23 protein-coding genes are annotated in these 18,762 nt (G+C 66.8%); 12 read left to right on the top strand and 11 right to left on the bottom strand.

What is annotated here, in order from left to right; genetic code table 11:
• Positions 1 to 856: dihydrolipoamide acetyltransferase family protein (locus NKF06_RS08030; protein WP_253245066.1), on the top strand; the 856-nt coding region annotated here is incomplete at its 5' end.
• The gene (gene lpdA, locus NKF06_RS08025) at positions 856 to 2,283 is read left to right on the top strand and encodes a dihydrolipoyl dehydrogenase (RefSeq protein WP_253245065.1); all 1,428 of its coding nucleotides are present in this window, start codon (positions 856 to 858) and stop codon (positions 2,281 to 2,283) included. The genes NKF06_RS08030 and lpdA, both read left to right, overlap by 1 nt.
• A 25-nt stretch (positions 2,284 to 2,308) precedes the next feature.
• Here the strand turns inward: lpdA and NKF06_RS08020 are convergent, their stop codons facing one another.
• Positions 2,309 to 2,500, bottom strand: coding sequence for a hypothetical protein (locus NKF06_RS08020; protein WP_058827405.1), 192 nt, complete (start codon positions 2,498 to 2,500; stop codon positions 2,309 to 2,311).
• Between the two features lie 51 nt (positions 2,501 to 2,551).
• Positions 2,552 to 3,199 carry a phosphoserine phosphatase SerB gene (gene serB / locus NKF06_RS08015; RefSeq protein ID WP_008090876.1) on the bottom strand — a complete coding sequence of 216 codons (648 nt, stop codon included), beginning with the start codon at positions 3,197 to 3,199 and terminating at the stop codon, positions 2,552 to 2,554.
• A gap of 152 nt (positions 3,200 to 3,351) precedes the next feature.
• Between serB and NKF06_RS08010 the strand changes: the two genes are divergently transcribed.
• Positions 3,352 to 3,789, top strand: coding sequence for a hypothetical protein (locus tag NKF06_RS08010; protein WP_253245064.1), 438 nt, complete (start codon positions 3,352 to 3,354; stop codon positions 3,787 to 3,789).
• 60 nt (positions 3,790 to 3,849) lie between these two features.
• Here the strand turns inward: NKF06_RS08010 and NKF06_RS08005 are convergent, their stop codons facing one another.
• Positions 3,850 to 4,515: a hypothetical protein gene (locus NKF06_RS08005; protein WP_253245063.1), complete on the bottom strand. Its 666-nt coding sequence runs from the start codon at positions 4,513 to 4,515 to the stop codon at positions 3,850 to 3,852.
• A 139-nt stretch (positions 4,516 to 4,654) separates the two neighbouring features.
• On the opposite strand from NKF06_RS08005, the gene serA reads away from it, so the two are divergent.
• Together serA and NKF06_RS07995 are read left to right on the top strand one after the other, a co-directional pair.
• Entirely contained in the window at positions 4,655 to 6,232 is a 1,578-nt protein-coding gene (serA, locus tag NKF06_RS08000) for a phosphoglycerate dehydrogenase (protein ID WP_253245062.1), read from the top strand.
• Positions 6,233 to 6,397: 165 nt separating this feature from the next.
• Positions 6,398 to 6,595, top strand: coding sequence for a hypothetical protein (locus NKF06_RS07995; RefSeq protein WP_058827407.1), 198 nt, complete (start codon positions 6,398 to 6,400; stop codon positions 6,593 to 6,595).
• A 413-nt stretch (positions 6,596 to 7,008) separates the two neighbouring features.
• Here the strand turns inward: NKF06_RS07995 and thrC are convergent, their stop codons facing one another.
• The 5 genes from thrC to NKF06_RS07970 form a co-directional block, all read right to left on the bottom strand.
• A complete protein-coding gene (gene thrC, locus NKF06_RS07990; RefSeq protein ID WP_058827408.1) occupies positions 7,009 to 8,268 on the bottom strand; it encodes a threonine synthase in 1,260 nt (419 codons plus the stop codon).
• A 96-nt stretch (positions 8,269 to 8,364) separates the two neighbouring features.
• The gene (locus NKF06_RS07985; RefSeq protein ID WP_004044838.1) at positions 8,365 to 8,736 is read right to left on the bottom strand and encodes a helix-turn-helix domain-containing protein; all 372 of its coding nucleotides are present in this window, start codon (positions 8,734 to 8,736) and stop codon (positions 8,365 to 8,367) included.
• Between the two features lie 79 nt (positions 8,737 to 8,815).
• The gene (locus NKF06_RS07980) at positions 8,816 to 9,055 is read right to left on the bottom strand and encodes a hypothetical protein (RefSeq protein ID WP_253245061.1); all 240 of its coding nucleotides are present in this window, start codon (positions 9,053 to 9,055) and stop codon (positions 8,816 to 8,818) included.
• Positions 9,056 to 9,154: 99 nt separating this feature from the next.
• Positions 9,155 to 9,847: a DUF5828 family protein gene (locus tag NKF06_RS07975; RefSeq protein WP_058827410.1), complete on the bottom strand. Its 693-nt coding sequence runs from the start codon at positions 9,845 to 9,847 to the stop codon at positions 9,155 to 9,157.
• A gap of 73 nt (positions 9,848 to 9,920) precedes the next feature.
• On the bottom strand, positions 9,921 to 10,130 hold the full coding sequence (locus NKF06_RS07970; RefSeq protein WP_058827411.1) for a hypothetical protein: 210 nt from the start codon (positions 10,128 to 10,130) through the stop codon (positions 9,921 to 9,923).
• 88 nt (positions 10,131 to 10,218) lie between these two features.
• Between NKF06_RS07970 and NKF06_RS07965 the strand changes: the two genes are divergently transcribed.
• Positions 10,219 to 10,599 (top strand): cupin domain-containing protein, encoded by a 381-nt coding sequence (locus tag NKF06_RS07965; protein WP_058827412.1) that lies wholly within the window; start codon positions 10,219 to 10,221, stop codon positions 10,597 to 10,599.
• A complete protein-coding gene (locus tag NKF06_RS07960; protein ID WP_253245060.1) occupies positions 10,596 to 11,246 on the top strand; it encodes a hypothetical protein in 651 nt (216 codons plus the stop codon). The genes NKF06_RS07965 and NKF06_RS07960 overlap by 4 nt, the downstream gene beginning before the upstream one ends.
• Positions 11,247 to 11,280: 34 nt before the next feature.
• On the opposite strand, the gene NKF06_RS07955 is transcribed toward NKF06_RS07960, so the two are convergent.
• The 3 genes from NKF06_RS07955 to NKF06_RS07945 form a co-directional block, all read right to left on the bottom strand.
• Positions 11,281 to 13,101: a carbon starvation protein A gene (locus tag NKF06_RS07955; protein WP_253245059.1), complete on the bottom strand. Its 1,821-nt coding sequence runs from the start codon at positions 13,099 to 13,101 to the stop codon at positions 11,281 to 11,283.
• Positions 13,102 to 13,235: 134 nt separating this feature from the next.
• Positions 13,236 to 14,201: a TRC40/GET3/ArsA family transport-energizing ATPase gene (locus NKF06_RS07950; protein ID WP_253245058.1), complete on the bottom strand. Its 966-nt coding sequence runs from the start codon at positions 14,199 to 14,201 to the stop codon at positions 13,236 to 13,238.
• 1 nt (position 14,202) lies between these two features.
• Positions 14,203 to 14,499, bottom strand: coding sequence for a hypothetical protein (locus NKF06_RS07945; protein ID WP_058827416.1), 297 nt, complete (start codon positions 14,497 to 14,499; stop codon positions 14,203 to 14,205).
• 101 nt (positions 14,500 to 14,600) lie between these two features.
• Between NKF06_RS07945 and NKF06_RS07940 the strand changes: the two genes are divergently transcribed.
• The 5 genes from NKF06_RS07940 (at position 14,601) to NKF06_RS07920 (ending at position 18,733) form a co-directional block, all read left to right on the top strand.
• On the top strand, positions 14,601 to 15,896 hold the full coding sequence (locus tag NKF06_RS07940; RefSeq protein ID WP_253245057.1) for a GTP-binding protein: 1,296 nt from the start codon (positions 14,601 to 14,603) through the stop codon (positions 15,894 to 15,896).
• Positions 15,893 to 16,126 carry a hypothetical protein gene (locus NKF06_RS07935; protein WP_253245056.1) on the top strand — a complete coding sequence of 78 codons (234 nt, stop codon included), beginning with the start codon at positions 15,893 to 15,895 and terminating at the stop codon, positions 16,124 to 16,126. Before NKF06_RS07940 ends, NKF06_RS07935 begins: the two co-directional genes overlap by 4 nt.
• A gap of 108 nt (positions 16,127 to 16,234) precedes the next feature.
• Complete coding sequence (gene upp, locus NKF06_RS07930; protein ID WP_008090895.1) at positions 16,235 to 16,915, top strand: uracil phosphoribosyltransferase; 681 nt, start codon at positions 16,235 to 16,237, stop codon at positions 16,913 to 16,915.
• Between the two features lie 131 nt (positions 16,916 to 17,046).
• Positions 17,047 to 17,250, top strand: a complete 204-nt coding sequence (locus tag NKF06_RS07925; RefSeq protein ID WP_004974143.1) for a hypothetical protein — start codon at positions 17,047 to 17,049, stop codon at positions 17,248 to 17,250.
• Between the two features lie 451 nt (positions 17,251 to 17,701).
• Positions 17,702 to 18,733, top strand: coding sequence for a TAXI family TRAP transporter solute-binding subunit (locus NKF06_RS07920; protein WP_253245055.1), 1,032 nt, complete (start codon positions 17,702 to 17,704; stop codon positions 18,731 to 18,733).
• Positions 18,734 to 18,762 lie beyond the last annotated feature (29 nt).

Here is an 18,762-nt window from a genome sequence, read left to right as displayed (position 1 = left end):
CGTCTCGCCCGAGGCCGTCCAGGAGTACGCGCAGGCCCAGCGCGAGGCGCAGACCGCGGACGCCGAGGCGGTGTCCGCCGAGGCCGACGCCGGAACCGCGACCGCCGAGGCGACGGGCGAAGTGGAGAGTGAATCCGCACCGCCCGAGACCGGCCCCGGTGCCGGCGAGCGCGTCCCCTACAAGGGCGTCCGCAAGGCCATCGGCGACCAGATGCAGCGCTCGAAGTACACCGCGCCGCACGTCACCCACCACGACGAGGTGGACGTGACGGAACTCGTCGAACTGCGCGAACAACTCAAGCCGGTCGCCGAGGAGCGCGGCTCGCGGCTGACCTACATGCCGTTCGTGATGAAGGCCGTCATCGCGGCGCTGAAGGACTTCCCGTACCTCAACTCGCAACTCGACGAGGAGAACGAGGAAATCGTCCTGCGCGACGAGTACAACATCGGCGTCGCGGCCGCGACCGACGCCGGCCTGCTCGTCCCCGTCGTCCACGACGCGGACCGCAAGGGCATGCTCGAACTCGCCGACGAGATGAACGAGAAGGTCGAGAAGGCCCGCAACCGCAAGATTTCGCCCGGTGAGATGCGCGGCGGCACCTTCACCATCACCAACATCGGGGGCATCGGCGGCGAGTACGCCACGCCCATCATCAACTACCCCGAGGTGGCGATTCTCGCGCTCGGAGCCATCAAAGACAAGCCCCGGGTCATCGACGGTGAGGTCGTGCCGCGAAAAGTCCTCACCCTCTCGCTGTCGTTCGACCACCGTATCGTCGACGGCGCGCAGGGCGCTCGATTCACGAACCGCGTGAAGGAACTGCTCGAAGACCCCAAGCTGTTGGTGTTAGAATAATGGTCGTCGGAGACATCGCGACCGGAACCGACCTGCTCGTCATCGGCGCGGGACCCGGCGGCTACGTCGCCGCCATCCGCGCCGCACAGAAGGGAATCGACACGACGCTCGTCGAGAAGGACGCCTACGGTGGGACCTGTCTCAACTACGGCTGTATCCCCTCGAAGGCGCTCATCACGGGCGCGAACCTCGCTCACGAGGCGGGCCACGCCGAGGAGATGGGCATCCACGCCGACCCCGTCGTCGACATGTCGCAACTGCGCGACTGGAAGAACGGCGTCGTGGACCAGCTCACAGGCGGCGTCGAGAAGCTCTGTAAGGCCAACGGCGTCAACCTCATCGAGGGGACCGCCCGCTTCAAAGACGAGAACGCGGTCCGCATCGCCCACGGCGGCGAGGGACAGGGCTCGGAGACCATCGAGTTCGAACACTGTATCATCGCCACCGGCTCGCGCGTCATCCAGATACCCGGCTTCGACTTCGGCGACGAGCCGGTGTGGTCGTCGCGCGACGCCCTCGAAGCCGACACCGTCCCGGAGCGGCTGGTCGTCGTCGGCGGCGGCTACATCGGGATGGAGCTGTCCACGACGTTCGCAAAGCTCGGCGCGGACGTGACCGTCGTCGAGATGCTCGACGACATCCTGCCGGGCTACGAGTCCGACGTGGCCCGCGTCGTCCGCAAGCGCGCCGAGGACCTCGGCATTGACATGCACTTCGGCGAGGGAGCAAGCGGCTGGCGCGAAGAGGACGACGGCATCATGGTGACCACCGAAACCGAAGACGGCGAGGAAAACGAGTACCGCGCCGACAAGGTGCTCGTCGCCGTCGGACGCTCGCCCGTCACCGACACGATGGACATCGAGAGCGCCGGTCTCGAAGCCGACGAGCGCGGGTTCCTCTCGGTCGACGACCGCCGCCGCACCGACGTGGAGCACATCTACGCCGTCGGCGACGTGGTCGAGGACACGCCGATGCTCGCGCACGTCGCCTCGAAGGAGGGCATCGTCGCCGCCGAGCACATCGCCGGCGAACCGGTCGCCTTCGACAGTCAGGCCGTCCCCGCCGCGGTGTTCACCGACCCCGAAATCGGCACGGTCGGCATGACCGAAGCGGACGCCGAGGAAGCCGGCTTCACGCCCGTCGTCGGGCAGATGCCCTTCCGAGCGTCCGGCCGCGCGCTGACGACGAACCACGCCGACGGCTTCGTCCGCGTCGTCGCCGACGAGGAGTCCGGGTTCGTCCTCGGGGCGCAAATCGTCGGCCCCGAGGCCTCGGAGCTAATCGCCGAACTGGCGTTCGCCATCGAGATGGGCGCGACGCTCGAAGACGTGGCGTCGACCATCCACACCCACCCGACGCTCGCGGAAGCGGTCATGGAGGCCGCCGAGAACGCGCTCGGGCAGGCGATTCACACGCTGAATCGGTAGCGCCGCAGAACCAGACCGGCTTTTTTCACCCGTCGTCGAACCACCACAGCGCCAGCATCGTCCCCACGACTGCCACGGCCGCGGGGATCGACTCGTCGACGCCGAGTGTGCGGACGTCGAAGAGGACGACGCCCTCGAACAGGGCGGCGAGCGCGAGGGCCACGAAGACGAAGCCCGCCACCCAGATTTCGGGCGTGTTGACGTCACTGATTGACATGCGCGGTGCTACGAGGCGAAATATGATAAGTGTTAGCAGCCCCCAAACTATCTATTCGTCGGCGTCGAGAATCCCGTGGCTCTCGAAGAGCTTTCCGAGTCGGTCCATGGAGGCGACGACGGCGTCGCAGGCCGGACGGACCGCGTCCTTGGGGACGAAGCCGACCGAGAGGCCGGCGACTTCGAGCATCGGGAGGTCGTTCGCGCCGTCGCCGACCGCGACCGTTCGGTCCATGGGCACGTCGTGTTCGGCGGCGTGGTTCTCCAGCGCTGTGTCCTTCGTGCCCTCGATGAGCGACCCCTCCACGTCGCCGGTGAGTCGGCCGCCCTTCACGGGCAGACGGTTCGAGACGATGTCGTCGACCTCGACGCCCTCCTTTTCGAGCGCGCGCTCGACGCCGCGTTCGAACCCGCCGGTGAAGATGGCGACGTGGTGACCGTAGTCGCGGAGTCGCTGGATGAGGTCCGCCGCGCCGGGGCGAAGTTCGACCTCGCCGTAGGCTTCCTCTGCGAGTTCCTCTTCGAGGCCTTCGAGGAGACGGGCGCGCGACCGGAGGCTCTCCGCGTAGCTCATCTCGTCGTTCATAGCTCGTTCGGTGATATCGGCCATCTCGTCGGCCGTGCCGTTCTTCTTGCCGAGGAGAACCGTCATCTCGGAGTCCGAGAGCGTGCCGTCGAAGTCGAAGGCGATGATGCGCATATCTGCCCGTCGTCGCCGCGGGCTTTCAAAGCTTCCGCGTCGGCAGTTATGCGGCGGGGACGCGACCGGATGACGAACGGGCGGCGAGAGAGGATCGAACCGCGGCGGCGCCGCGCACAGCTATTTATCCGTCGTCTCCCTGACAAGCACGTATGGACGACCATCACGACGCCGAACACGAGACGCTCAGCGACGTCGAAGCCGACCTTGCCGACGACTTCGGCGAGGAAGGCGACACCCCGCTCCGGCAGTTCGTCCGGAGCCTGCGCGACCTCGACGAGGCCGACGTGCGCGCGGTCGGCCAGTACGACGGTGAGGCGTTCGAACTGCTCTACCTCCGCGAGGACATTGAAGACGCCCTCGGCCCGGACGCGCGCACCGAGCGCGTGAAGACGCTCGTGATGAAGGCGCTCGGCGAACCCGTCAACGAGCCCGAACTCGACGGCTACGGGGATTTGAACGCCGTCATCAGGTGGTTCGACGAGGTCGTCGTCGCCATCTACCCGCACGACGAGTGGTCGGGTGCCATCGCGACGTTCGACCGGGCGAACTCGCCGCTGGTCGACCTCGCGTCGAAGCACCTGTCGTGAGAACGTTCGCGGGGCGACCGCGGCGCGCCCTCACAGTCAGAGTCAGAGTCTGAATCTGAGTCAGATTCGGAGCGGCGTCCACGACCGCGGGCCGTCGTCGAGGCCGCGGACCCGGAACTCCGGGTCGCCGTCGGTGTCGCGCGTCTCGACGAACCCGTCGAACGGCTGCTTGAGGAGCGCGAGTTCGCGCTCGTCGACGAAGCCGGTGTCGAGCGTGAAGACGCCAGAAAAACCGGCCGCTGAGATGCGACCCGTGATGACGTGAAGGAACTGGAACAGCCGCTTGAGGTCGACGTACATCACGAGCGTCGAGAGGACGTGCAGGCCGACGCGGGCCGCCCGACTCGCCTCGTGGTGCTCACGGAGCGATTCGGTGAGGTGGATGCCGATGCCGGTCAGGTCGCCGGGACTGGAGACGTACCGGAGGTTCCCCGCGTCGGCGCGGTCGCCGAGGAGGTCGGCGACGCTCGTCGTGTCGATGACCTCGAACTGCTCCGGGGGCGACCCGCTGATGTGCGACAACTCCCGTGCGATGCTCGGGGCGGGCTTCTTCGTCGTCACGACGACCGTCCCCACGTCGTCGCGCTCGCCGGGCGCGAGCATCGAGAGCATGAGCCGTCGCTTCCGCGTCATCGTCGGGCCGGCGATGAGCACGGACCCGGTGTCCGGAAGCGACACCTCGGGCGGTTGCGTCGCCGGCGAAGCGTTCTCGGGACGGAAGACCATCTACAGAATCTATCGGACTCGCCAAGATAATACTAGTGGGCGAGAACGTCGGGCGACCCAAACCGTGCGAGACAGTCTCAATGTCACGATATCGGCCGTTGTGACAACCCTTAACCCGCGCGGCTCTGACCCTACGCGCATGAAGGTACTCGTCACGGACCCGATCGCCGACGCGGGTCTGGACCGGTTACGCGAGGCCGGTTACGAGGTAGAGACCGCGTACGACGTCGAAGGTGACGCGCTGCTCGAAGCCGTCTCCGACGCGAACGGGCTCATCGTCCGCTCCGGAACGCAGGTGACCGCCGAGGTGTTCGAGGCGGCGCCCGACCTCGTCATCGTCGGACGCGCCGGCATCGGCGTCGACAACATCGACATCGACGCCGCGACCCAACACGGCGTCATCGTCGCCAACGCGCCCGAGGGGAACGTCCGCGCCGCCGCCGAGCACACGGTCGCGATGGGCTTCGCCGCCGCGCGCTCGATTCCGCAGGCCCACGCCCGCCTGAAAGACGGCGAGTGGGCCAAGTCCGACTACCTCGGCAACGAGGTCAACGGCAAGACCCTCGGCGTCGTCGGCCTCGGCCGCGTCGGCCAAGAGGTCGCAAAGAAGTTCTCGTCGCTCGGGATGGACATCGTCGCCTACGACCCCTACATCGGCGAGGAGCGCGCCGACCAGCTCGGTGCCGAACTCGTCGAGTTCGAGGCCTGTCTCGCCCGTGCCGACTTCCTCACCGTCCACACGCCGCTGACCCCCGAGACGGAGGGGCTCATCTCCACCGACGAACTCGAAACGATGGGCAGCGGCTACCTCATCAACTGCGCCCGCGGCGGCGTCGTCGACGAGGCCGCCCTCGCCGAGGCCGTCGACGCCGGCGTCATCGACGGGGCCGCAGTCGACGTGTTCGCCGACGAGCCGGTCTCACCCGACAACCCGCTTCTCTCCGTCGACGACGTGGTCGTCACGCCGCACCTCGGCGCGTCCACCTCGGCCGCACAGGAGAACGTCGCCGTCTCGACGGCCGACCAAATCGTCGCCGCGTTCCGCGACGAACCGGTCATCAACGCGCTCAACGCGCCCTCGGTCGACGAGAGCGCCTTCCCGCGCATCCAGCCGTACATCGGTCTTGCCGAGACCGCCGGGAAAATCGCCGCCCAACTGCTGGACGGCCGCCTCAACGAGGTCGAGGTTACCTACACCGGCGACATCGCCGCCGAGGACGTCGAACTCGTCACGGCCTCCGCGCTGAAGGGCGTCTTCGCGCCGCTCGAATGGCAGGTCAACGCCGTCAACGCCCCGCAGGTCGCCAAGGAACGCGGCATCGAGGTCGTCGAGTCGAAGTCCCGCCAATCGGACGACTTCCAGAGCCTCGTGACCGTCACCGTCCGCAACGGCGACGAGGAGATGACCGTCTCCGGAACGCTGTTCACCGGCGAGGACCCGCGCATCGTCCGCATCAACGGCTACCGTCTCGACGCCATCCCGCACGGCCAGATGCTCGTCGCCCGCAACTACGACAAGCCGGGCGTCATCGGCTTCATCGGAACCGTCCTCGGCGAGAACGACGTGAACATCGCCGGGATGTTCAACGCCCGCCGCGCGAAGGCCGGCGGCGAGGCGCTGACCGTCTACAACCTCGACGACGACGTACCCGAAAGCGTCCGCGAGAAGCTCCTCGCCGACGACCGCATCATCGACGTGGACCTCATCACGCTCTGAAGCGGACGAACCGCACCGCTTTCTGAAAGAAGAACCCGACTACCGTCGGCCGAACGCCGACGTGACTTCTTCGACCACGCGACCGACGACGGCTTGCACCGTTGCGGCCGCGCTCGACTCGGCACCCGAGCGGCGAGGCCGGTCGCTCCGCCGGTCCGAGCGGTCGTGCGTCTGCTGACGGCCGTGGCCGCGACGCTCGGCCAGCAACTGTTCGTAGTGGTCGATTATCTCCTGTTGTTCCGCATCGGCACTCTCGAGACGCTCGTTGAGACGGGTGTTCGCGCGACGAAGCGCCTCGTTCTCGCGCTGGAGGGATTCCTTGCTCCGCGCGTCGGTGGTGGACGACGGGCGACGACTGCGTGACTGCTGATGACCGCGTGACTGCTGATGACTGTGTGACTGCTGATGACTACGTGACTGCGCTGACGTGGATGCCTGCGCTGACGTGGTCGTGGACGTGTGTGCGGACGGGGGTGCTGACGTGGTCGTGGATGCGTGTGTGGATGAGGCCGAAGACGCGGGGGCTGAGGAGGCCGAAGACGCGGTTTCGGACGGCCCGTTTTCGATTCCGTCCGGCGGGTACGTTCTCGAACCGGCCCCGTCCCGGCTGACGGTCCCGGTCGGCATGCTGCTGAGCGACATCGTGTGGCAAAACGTACCACAGAATGAAAAGGATGCGTCAGACGCGCACCCGACGTGCGTCATCGTCCGCGGTCAGACGGCTCCACCCGCCGATATTCGCGACCGTCGGCGACGGTCGGCACCGGCCGGTCGCCCTACTCGGCGAGGTGTTCGAGGACCGCTTCGGTGTCGTTCGGGACGGGTTCAGGGTCGTCACCCGCTTCGAACGCCGCGTCGGGGTCCTTCAGCAGGTGGCCCGTCGTGAGACAGACGACGTGTTCGTCCTCGGAGACGACGCCCTCGGTGCGGAGTTTGCGGAGGCCGGCGACGGAGGCGGCGGAAGCGGGTTCGACGCCGACGCCCTCGGCCGCGAGGTCGCGCTGTGCCTCGGTGATTTCCTCGTCGGAGACGGCGACGGCCGTGCCGTCCGTCTCGCGGATGCCGGGGAGCGCCTTCGGCGCGTTGACCGGGTTGCCGATTCGGATGGCGGTCGCGCGCGTCTCGACTTCCTCCCAGCGCTGGGTGTCGTCCCAGCCGTTCTCGACGGCCTCGACCATCGGGGCCGCGCCTTCGGCCTGCACGCCGGTCAGTTTCGGCACGTCCTCGACGTCGAGCGCGCCCGACTGAACGAGTTCGCGGAACGCCTTGTAGAGCGCGGAGGTGTTGCCCGCGTTGCCGACGGGGAGGACGATTCGGTCCGGGTAGGTGCCGTAGTCCTCGTGGAACTCCTCTAAGATTTCGAGGCCGATGGTCTTCTGGCCCTCCAAGCGGAAGGGGTTCAGCGAGTTGAGGAGGTACGCCTCACCGCGGGCGGCGAGGTCCTGTACGATGTCGAGACAGGAGTCGAAGTTGCCGTCCACTTCGAGGATGCGCGCGTCGTGGAGCGACGCCTGCGCGATTTTCCCGGCGGCGACCTTCCCGGCGGGGAGGAGCACGAGCGTCTCCATCCCGCCGCGCGCGCCGTAGGCGGCGAGCGCGGCCGAGGTGTTGCCGGTCGAGGCACACGCGAGGCGGCCGACGCCGAGTTCCTTCGCCACGCGGACGCCGACAGTCATGCCGCGGTCCTTGAACGAGCCGGTGGGGTTCATCCCCTCGTGCTTGACGCGGAGGGTCTCGACGCCCACGTCGGCTTCGAGGCGGGGTACCTCGTGCAGGGGCGTCGCGCCCTCGGGGAGCGAGACGCCCTCCTCGAAGGGAAGCGCGGCGTTGTAGCGCCAGACGCCGCGGCCCTCGAAGTCGTCCCACGTCGGCGGGGACGCGTAGCGGACCTCGAGGAGGCCGTCGCAGTCGTCGCAGGTGTACCGAACGTCCTCGAACGGCGCGAACTGCGCGCCGCACGCGATACATTCGAGCCAGGTGCCGTCGTCGGCGACGGATGGCTCCTCGGGGGCGGGTGCCGTGAGTTCGAGGCTCATTGCTCGGGCGGTGGCACCAGAGGGACAAAAGCGGGCGGGTTTGGGCGGCACCTGCCGGGCGACGACCTCGTCGGGAACCCGGTCGATTGGGGACGACTACGACTCGCCGAAGGCGTCGATGCGGGCGTGCACGTCCTCAGCCCACTCGTCGAGCGCGGCGTGCATCATCTCCTTGGCCTCGGGGAGCGGGGTCGCCGTGTACTGGTAGACGTAGCCGCCGGGGTCGAGCAGACGGCGCTTGCGCTCGGTGAGCCCCTTGTCGAGGAGCGTCGTCAGAGAACGGTTGACGTTGCTTCGGTCGCGGTCGAGCACCTCCGCGAGTTCGGCGACGGTGCTGCCGGGGTTGTCGAGTAGTGCGAGGTACGTCCGGCTCTCGTGGCTCTGGATGCCGAAGACGCACGCGAGGACCTGTCCGAAGTTCGGGTCCTCGGTCTCCATCAGTTCGCCCATGTCCGGTGCGTCGGCCATGCACACCTGTTCGCCGTGCGTCGGATTAAACCCTCACCTACAGGCGAGCGAGCGGTCGCCCACGGACGAGGCGTGGCGGTTACTCCGCCTTCGCGTAGCCCATCTTCAGCACGCAGTCCCGCATGCCGTCTTCGTCGTCGTGCTTGTGGAGCGTCGTCGGCGTGTCGCAGTAAAAGACCGTGCCGTCGTGGCGGAGCGTCACCTCGTGGATACCGCCGAGCATCTCCGCTTGGACGACGACGCGGCGACCCTCGCGGAGCGCGTCGAGGATTTCGTCTGCGGTCAGTTCGCCGGACTCGACTCGAAGCGGCTCGGGCATACCGGAGGGTCGCGGGCGAACGGTATCAGTATTGTCGATGACGGCGGACGCCGATGACGGCGACCGCGTTCGACGAGTCGAATCAACGCGAGACGCGAGTCAGTTCGTCGTGGATTTGGACCGCTGTTCGTCGTCCGTCACCGGAACCTCCACGCCCTCGACGACCTCCGCGACCTCGGTCTCTTTCGGCGTGTCGATGTGCCAGCGGTCGATTTCGTCCTCGAAGTCCCGCAGCGTCTCCGACACCATCGACTTCAGTTCGTCGTCGTTGACGTTCACCTCGAAGACGAACCGCTCGTCGCCGGAGCCGCGACCGACCCGCTGGATGTTCGCGCTCACGAGTTCGTTGTCGAAGTAGTACGGAGCCAACTGGGTCATCACGTTGCGGTAGACCGTGTCCTCGACCTTCCGCAGCGCCTTCCGACCGGCGGAGTCCGCCGCGCGGGCGACGTAGTTGATAGAGTCCTGCCACGACTCGACGGCCCCTTCGTTGTCGCCCTCCTCGACCCGCTCGTAGGACCGGGAGAGCTTCTCGCCCGCCGTTTTGAGGTCGTCGTTGGGGGTCTTGCCAGCCTTCTCGCCCTCGCCCTCGCCGACGCTGGCTTGCTGGGCCGTCTTCTCGTTTACGTCCTCGCCGAGGCGCTCGTGGGACTTCGGTCGCCACTCGTCCCAGTCGTCGAAGGCGGCACCGTCGACGTCGGCGTCGCGGAGCGCGCGGGTGATTCGCTCCCCGTGTTCGACAACCTCGTCCCAGGTGCCGCGGCGTTTGAACCCGGAGATGCTCTCTTCCATTGTCGTTGACGGGAGTACGTGCCAGACGGTATAAACTCTACGAGGAGACAGGTTCGCACACGCATGGGAACGCCTAGCGGTCGCGGTAGACGAACCACTCGGCGGCCGCGTCGAGGCGGGCCGACACCGGGCCGAGCCACGCCGCCGGCGACGCGAGTCGGAGTGCCGACTCGTCGAGTTCGATTCGGTCGTCACCGAGCGGGTCGCGGTCCCCGCTCCCGGTGGCGTCCACGACGGTGGTCATCGAACACCGGCCGCAGGCCTCGCGCTTCGGGTCTGCCATGGGCCGCGGTTCGTAACCTTCACGAATAAACCTTGGTTTCCGGACGGGTCGCGACGGGCTTATACGGTCGAACGTGTTGCTCCGTCTCATGGGATATCGCGTCGTGGACGCAACCGCCGTCGAACCCGCCGACGACCGCCCGTGCGAACTCCGCCGCATCGGCGGCGCGGGCGGCTTAGAGACCGTCGCGCTCAACCGCTTCCGGGCCGCCCCCGGCGAGCAGGTGCCGCTTTCGTACCACTACCACACCGAACAGGAAGAGGCGTTCTACGTCCTCTCGGGCACGCTGTTCGTCGAGACGCCCGACGAGACGTTCGAAGTCGGCGCTGACGGCCTGTTCGTCGCCGACCCGGAGAGCCCCCATCGGGCGTACAACCCCGAGGAAGCCGACGAGCCGGTCGAACTGCTCGCGCTCGGCTCGCCGGCCGTGTCGGGCGACGCGGTGGCCTACGACCCCGACGAGGAATGAGGAGCGTCGAACCCGACGACGCCGAGGGAGCCGGAATGCAGGACGAGCCAAGCGGGGCGGACGCCGTTCCGGGTCCGGCCCTCGACCGCCCCGAGTGGGACGACGAGTACCTCGACCGGGTCGCCGAACGGCTCATGTACAACTACGACTTGGAGCGGGAGTACGTCGTCCGCGGCGAGCGATTCGACCTGTTCGGCTCGATGCGGATGGAGAGCCAAAAACAGTTCCTCCACCAGTCTATCAACTACGCCAACCACCACGCGATGGAGTACATGTTCGCGCGCCGAGTGGGGTCGGCGACGGTCGCCGAACTCGAACGGCTCGTCGAACTGGGTCACGAACTCGCCGACGAGTGGATAGAACCCGACGAGGAACACTACGGGACGGACTTCACCTTCGTGCTCGTCGCTGACGCGGTGTCGGACGAGGTTCGGTCGTTCGTCTCCGACTTCTCTGACCGGACGCTCCTGAAGTTCGGCTACTACGGCCACTACGAGGTGAATCTCGCCGTCGTCGCGCCGACCGACGAGGACGCCGTCGCCAGCCGCAACGCCGACTCGGTCGCCGCGTTCACGCTCTGGAGCGATGGCTCGCCGACTGTCTCCGGCGGGCTGTTGCGTCGGCTCCTCGGAAAGTTGCGTCCGTAAAAAAGCGGAGTCGAAACGGCGAACGGCTGGCGCGTCAGTCGTCGCTCGGCTGCGGACGACCGCCGCCACCGCCGCCACGCGAACTCCGGGCGTCTTTGATGTTGTCGTAGCCGATTTTCGCCAGCGACAGCGCGAGGTAGACGAGCACCAGCGCGAGGACGATTTGGACGACCGCCGACACCATCGCGAAGGTGCCCGCCGAGGCCATCCACTCGGGGTTCAGGAACTTCGCGTAGAGGTTGTCGTGGAACGCGAGCCAGAGCAGACCCAGCGACGTGATGGTCGTCATGAGGGCCATCGGCAGACCCGTGCTGAGGAGCTGCTTGGAGTCGTCCCAGTTGGCCAGCCAGACGGTCGCGGTCAGGAGCGCCAGCGCGGCGAGCAGCTGGTTCGCACCGCCGAACAGCTGCCAGAGCGTCAGCCACGAGCCGCTCGTGATGAGGATGTACGCCGGCAGCGACTGCACGAACGCGTTGCCGTAGCGGTTGGTCGCGAACTCCTCGACCGGCGTCTCGGGCGTCCCGACGATTTCTTCCATCATGTAGCGACCGAGACGCACGGCCGTGTCAGTCGACGTGAGCAGGAAGCTCACGAGCACGAGGGCCATGAACGGCCCGCCGAAGGAAGTCGGGATGCCGAAGCTCGACAGGATGACGCCGCCGCCCGCGGCGAACGTCGGCAGCGCGAGGCCGATGCCGCCGCCCACGTCGGGCGCGACGATGGCGACCGTCGCCAGCGCGACGGTGGCGAGGAGGCCCTCGCCGAGCATGCCGCCGTAGCCGATGACGCGCGCGTCGGACTCCTTGTTCAGTTGTTTCGAGGTCGTGCCCGACGAGACGAGCGAGTGGAACCCGCTGATGGTCCCGCAGGCGATAGTGATGAACAGGAGCGGGAACAGCGGCGCGCCGGAGCGGCCGATGAACCCGTAGTACGGTTCGAGGTTCGTCACGAGCGGCTGGGTCGGGTTCGTGAAGAACGTGCCCACGACGATAGCGACGAGCGCGCCGCCGACGCCCGCGTACAGCAGGAACGACGAGAGGTAGTCGCGCGGTTGCAGGAGCACCCAGACCGGGAGGGCGCTAGCGATGGCCCCGTAGACGAGGATGAGCGGCACCCACGCCGCAGTGTTCCCGTTGAACGAACTCGCACCGGGGAGCCACGCGCCGGAGCCGGAGAACAGGACGAACGTCTCGGCGGGCGCGCGGGCCGCGGGCTCGAACAGCGCAATCGGGAACTGAATCCCCGCGTAGACGCCGGCGAACATCGCCACGACGAACACGAACGTCCCGAGCAGGAACGGGAGGTTCAGCTGGTAGAGGTAGACGCCGAACAGCACCGCGAGGACGATGTACACCAGACTCGCCGTAGCCGCCTCCGGATAGGCGTTGAACACGATGGCCACCACGAGGGCGAACACCGCGACGACGAGGACGATGGTGAGAAACGCGAACCACAACAGCATGTTCTTGCCGCGCTCGCCGACGTACTCGCCGATGATGTAGCCGATGGACTTCCCGTCGTGTCGCAGACTGCTCGACAGCGACACGAAGTCGTGAACGCTCCCGAGAAGCGGGTTACCGATGGCAATCCACGCGAGTGCGGGGGCCCAACCCCACACCACGCCCGCCGTAATCGGACCGACAATCGGCGCGCCGCCTGCGATGCTCGAATAGTGATGCCCCAGTAACACCGGCTTTTTCGCCGGAACGTATTCTTGACCGTCTTCGTACTTGTGCGCTGGCGTCTCACGACTGTCGTCGAGTTCGACGAACTGCGCGAGATATCGGGAGTAACCGAGATACCCGACAGTAAACAACGCGAGTACCGTGACGACCAACCAAATGACTTGTACCATGGTACGCTGCCCCACTCGGTGACACGAAAATGCCCACCTTAACGTTAACGATAGATAGGAATGTATCGTGTTCGAACGACAGGTTCAATCGGCGAGGGATACGAAAATTCTCACCGCACGGTTGGTTTACCTACCTACTGAACGTCGGAGGCGGTGTCGACATCGAGTTCGGCGGCGACCTCGCCGAGGAAGTCGCCTTTGACCTCGGCGACCCGCGTCTCGACCGCGGCGACGAGCGGCGGTGAAAAATTCTCGCGGAGGTCGGCGAGGCGCGCTCGTTCTGTCTTGACTCGCTCGCGCAAGAACGTCGCGCCCCGTCCCGACTCCTCGGGGTCGGGTTCGGGCGTGAGGCGGTTGACCGCGAGGCCGCGCACATCGAGGCCGTAGTCGTCGAGTTGGTCGATGGCGCGCTCGGTCTCCCGGAGCGATAGCTCGTCGGGGTTCACGACGAGGAAGAACGCGGCGTCGTCCTGCAGCGTCTCCTTGGCGAACGAGAAGTCGTCGCGGCGCTGTTCGAGGCGGGCGATGATGGGGTCGCCGTCCATCATCCGCCGCGGTTCGTTGTTGCCGATGGCCGCGCGCTCGAACAGTTTGACAGACTCCTTGCGCTTGTGGAGGAGTCGTTGAATCCAACCGTCGAGGTACTCCGGCAGCGAGAGCAGTCGGAGCGTCCCGCCGGTCGGCGAAGTGTCGAAGACGACGCGGTCGTACTCGTCGGCCGAGCGCATCACGTCGATGAAGCGGTCGAACAGCGCCGACTCGTACGCGCCGGGCGTCTGGTGGGCCATCTCTATCTGGCGGTCGATCTCGTTGACCATCGCGGGGCTGACCTGGTCGCCCATCGCCCGTTTGGTCTCCATGAGGTGTTCGCGGACCTCGGTCTCGGGGTCGATTTCCATCGCGTCGAGGTTCGGCTCGTCGGCGACGGCCGCGGGCTCGTCGGTGAACGACTGGTCGAACACGTCGCTTGTGCTGTGGGCCGGGTCGGTCGAGACGAGGAGCGTCCGGACGCCGTCGCGGGCACACTTGACCGCGTAGGCGCTCGACATCGTCGTCTTGCCCACGCCGCCTTTGCCGCCGAAGAAGACGAATTTGCGCATGTTAGAAGTGGTACTGGTGACCCTTGCGTTCGAGGAGCGACCCGCGGTCCCACATCCGCCGCTCCCACGCCTCGAACTCGTCTTCGAGGAACGGGAGCAGTTCGGCGGTGTAGTACGAGATGGGCGAGGGGATACCGAACGCATCGGGGAAGCACGCGAGCATGAACGCGTCCTCGTCGTCCTCGGCCTGCTTTTCTATCTTCTCGTAGGCGGGGTGCGAAATCATCCCGTGGTAGAGGCCGCGGAGCCACTCTTCGACGAGTTCGCGAAAGGATTCGATGCGCGCGGCGAGCGTCATCAGTTTACACACTCACCGGTTCCCGGGCAAAAGGGTATCGTTCACGAACGTCCACGCTGGATACCTGCGATTTCATATGTGCGGACCCGGTAGGCCCGCTCATGAACGCGGGGGAGACGATTCCGGTGACGGTGCTGGGCGGGAGTCTCGGGGCGGGCAAGACGACGCTTCTCAACCACCTGTTGACACACGCCGGCGACCGCGACATCGCCGTGCTCGTCAACGACATGGGCTCCGTGAACGTCGACGCCGAACTGGTCGCCGACGAGTCAGACCTCGCGGTCGGCGACGGCGTGACCGAACTCTCGAACGGCTGTATCTGCTGTGAGCTACAGGACGACCTCGAAACCGCGGTCGTCCGCCTCGCGCGAGAGCGGTCGTTCGACCACCTCGTCGTCGAGGCCTCGGGCGTCTCGGAGCCCGGTCCGGTCGCCCGGCTGTTCGTCACCTCGCGGGCGGCCGCCCGCTACGACGTGGCCGGCCTCGCGACGGTCGTTGATTCGCGACTGTTCGCGGACACCTTCGGCGACGGCGACCCCGAACGAACCGTGGCCGAGGAGGCAGACGGCTCGGTACGCCCGCTGTCGGACCTCCTCGTCGAGCAGGTCGAGAGCGCCGACCTCGTCGTCCTCAACAAGCGCGACCTCGTCTCCGACGCGGAGCTCGCGGCGGTCCGCGACGCGGTCGAGGCGCTCCGCCCCGGCGCGACCGTCGTGGAGACGGACCACGGCGACGTGGACGTTGACCTGCTCCTCTCGGACCTCCACGACCCCGACGCGCCCGTCGGCTGGCGGGCGGCGTTAGAGGGCGAGGCGGGTGGGGACGACGGGAACGAGGACGACCACGAACACGTCGAGCACGCGGACGCAGACCGCGACGACCACGACCACGGTGAAACGCCCCACGCGGAAGCGACCTACGGCGTCACGTCGTTCGTCTACCGCCGCCGGGCACCGCTGGACCCCGACGGCGCGGCCGCGGTGCTGGGCAACCTCCCGGAGTCAGTCGTCCGCGCCAAGGGCTCGCTGTGGGTTGCCGGGGCCGAGGACGTACACTTCACCTACAGTCAGGCCGGCCCGTCGGCGTACGTCGCCGCCGCCGGCCCGTGGGTCGCCTCGCGCCCCGAGTTCGAACAGGACACCTACCGCCGCAACCACCCCGAACTCGACTGGCACGACGACCACGGCGACAGGCGGACCGAACTGGTGTTCATCGGCCGCGGGATGGACGAAGACGCACTCGCAGCCGCGCTCGACGCCCACCTGCTCGACCCCGGTGCGGACGCGAACGCCGGCGACTACCCGACCGACCCCGGCGCGGAAGTCGCGCTCGCGGAGCCGACCCGGGAGCGCGAGTCGGTCCCGACCACGGGCGCGACCCCGGAGGGCGGACGATGAGCGGCGAGTCGGAGAGCGCCGGCGGTGACGACGAGGAGCGCGGAGAGGAGATAGAGTGGGGCGAGGGCGACCCGCGAGTGCTGTTCGTCATGAACCTCGTTCTCTCGACGACGTTCGCGGCCGTCGTCGTCTACGGCCTGTCGTACCTCGACCTCGCGGCCTTCTCGGTCGTCAACGTCGCGTCCGCGGCGCTCGTGCTCACGGCCGTCACGTACCTCGTGACGAACTGAAACCGCGGGATGCGTCGCCGACCCATTCTCCGCGTGAACTACCCGCAGGGCACCGCTGGCGGCCGATAGCCGCATTTATGTCCTTCGGGAAACCGCCTTCTCAGTAAGATGCCCATCGAAGACCGAGACGACGCGTACCTCATCACGCACGCGCTGGCGAAGGACACGCTCTCGCGCCTCCGGGACGTGGAGACGACGCAGGTCGCCTTCCGGAAAGGCCTCGTCAAACTCGGCCGCATCTGTGGCTACGAGATAATCGACGGCGCGATGGAGACCGAGTACGTCACCATCCAGACCCCGCTGGCGGAGACGACCGGCGAGCGCGTGAAGGGGCTCGACAACGTCGTCATCATCAACGTGCTCCGCGCCGCGACCCCGTTCGTGGAGGGACTGCTCAAGGCGTTCCCGCGGGCGAAGCAGGGCGTCATCTCCGCCGGCCGCGACGAGGAGGCGGGGATGGACGACGACGGCGGCTTCCCCATCACCATCGACTACGTGAAGCTCCCCGAAATCACGGAGAAAGACACCGTCATCGTGGCGGACCCGATGCTCGCCACCGGCTCGACGATGTGCTCGGTCCTCGACCACATCCTCGAAAACGCCGGCGTCGACCCCGAGAAGCTGTTCGTCCTCTCTGCCGTCTCCGCGCCCGACGGCCTGCTCCGCGTCGACAGCGAGTTCCCCGAGGTTGACCTGCTGACGGTCTCCATCGACGACTACCTCGACGACGACGGCTACATCGTCCCCGGCCTGGGCGACGCCGGCGACCGCGCGTTCCGCACGACGTAACTCGGTCTCCTCGCGTCGCGGCTCGCGGGCGGGCCGTCCCCGCCGCCGACCCGAATTCGGGTAACGACTAAGTTACCGCCCGCGCACCTCCGACGCATGGACGAACCTCGCGCCACCGGAGGAACCCGACGATGAGCGACCCGTGCGACGGCTGTGGGCGGGCGGTCGAAGACGCCCTCGCCCGTGCAGTCCAGTTACAGGTCGACGGCTCGACCGTGGACGACCAGCGGCTCTGTCCGACCTGCTTCGCCGACTGGATAACCCGGTACGAAGAACAGATGTCGCCCAAGCAGTCGTCGGACGACTCGACGGACTCCGAGATAATCGTCGACTGACGGCTGCGGGCGCGAGCGCACTCCTCTGAACGCCGTCCGAACCCCCTCTTTTCGGGTCGAAAGTCGCCTACCGGCGGCCGACTGTCGTTCGAGTCGAACGTCCCGAACCGCACCCCCGTAGACTACTGTGAGAGACGTTTGCACGGGGTGCGCCGGAGTCGGAGCCCTACTCGCCGAACCCCTTCGTTTCGAGTCGAAGTCCGCCACGAACTCCGAAATCGGACGGAACTGAGAAACAAGAAAACGACAGCGGTGAGCACATGCAGTCGAAGTGGAATCAGAACCGCGGCGGTACGTATTTATCCGCTGAATGACTATTTCAGGTATGTCTATTGTTGGAGAATTAATACTCTAACATTAATAAGAATTTACTACAATTAGTGTGTAAATAGAGATATGTTGGCCGTTGACATGAACAGCCATAAATATGCATCGTGACGAATAGTGATGTATGACTCGGAAGCTTGACCGCCGACAGTTTATCGCTGCGACAGGTACCGTCGGTCTGGCCGGCCTCGCCGGCTGTTCCGGTGGCGGTGGCGAAGAGACGACGACGACGACGACCGAATCCGGTGGCGAAGAGACCACCACCGCCGAGGAGACGACGACCGAATCCGGCGGTAACGGCGGCACCGAGAGCCGACTCTCGTGGCACGCCGGCGGGACGGGCGGCACGTACTACCCCCTCTCGAACGAGTTCAAGTCCGTCATCGAGGGACAGACCGACTTCACGATTCAGGTGCAGTCCACCGGCGCGTCCGTCGAGAACGTCGGCAGCCTCGCCCGCGGCGACGCTGACTTCGCGCTGATTCAGAACGACGTCGCCTACTTCGCCCGCAACGGCGAGGGTATCGAGGCGTTCCAGGGCAGCCCCGTCGAGAACCTCCGCGGCGTCGCCACGCTCTACCCCGAGACGATTCACGTCGTCACGCTCGCCGACACGGGCATCGAGACGCCGTCCGACCTCTCCGGTGCGACCATCAACACCGGCGACCTCGGCTCCGGGACGCAGGTCAACGCGACCCAGATTCTCGAAGCCCTCGGCATCTCGGACTACAGCGAGCAGAACACCGGCTTCTCGCAGGCCTCCGACCAGCTGAAGAACGGCGACATCGACGCCGCGTTCGTCGTCGGCGGCTGGCCGGTCGGCGCTATCGAGGAACTCGCCGCGACCGAGGACGTGCGCATCGTCCCCATCGAGGGCGAGGACCGCACGGCCGTCAAGGACGCCGCGCCGTTCTACGCCGATGACGAGGTCCCGGCGGGCACCTACGGACTGGAGAACCCCGCCCCGACCGTCTCGGTGCAGGCCATGATTGCGACGAACGCCGAGCAGCCCGAATCGACCGTCGAGTCGGTCACGAGCGCCATCTTCGAGAACGTCGACGAACTCACCATCAAGACTGACTTCATCTCCAAGGAGAGCGCCCAGGACGGCATGTCCATCGAGCTCCATCCCGGCGCGCAGGCCTACTTCGGCTGAGCCCGGGCGCTTCGCTTCGCTTTCGAACA

Origin of the sequence: Haloferax sp. AB510, assembly GCF_024136985.1 — an archaeon.
Classification (GTDB): Archaea; Halobacteriota; Halobacteria; order Halobacteriales; family Haloferacaceae; genus Haloferax.
Note: the sequence above shows the minus strand (reverse complement) of the source record. Positions and strands in the feature narration are given on the sequence as shown.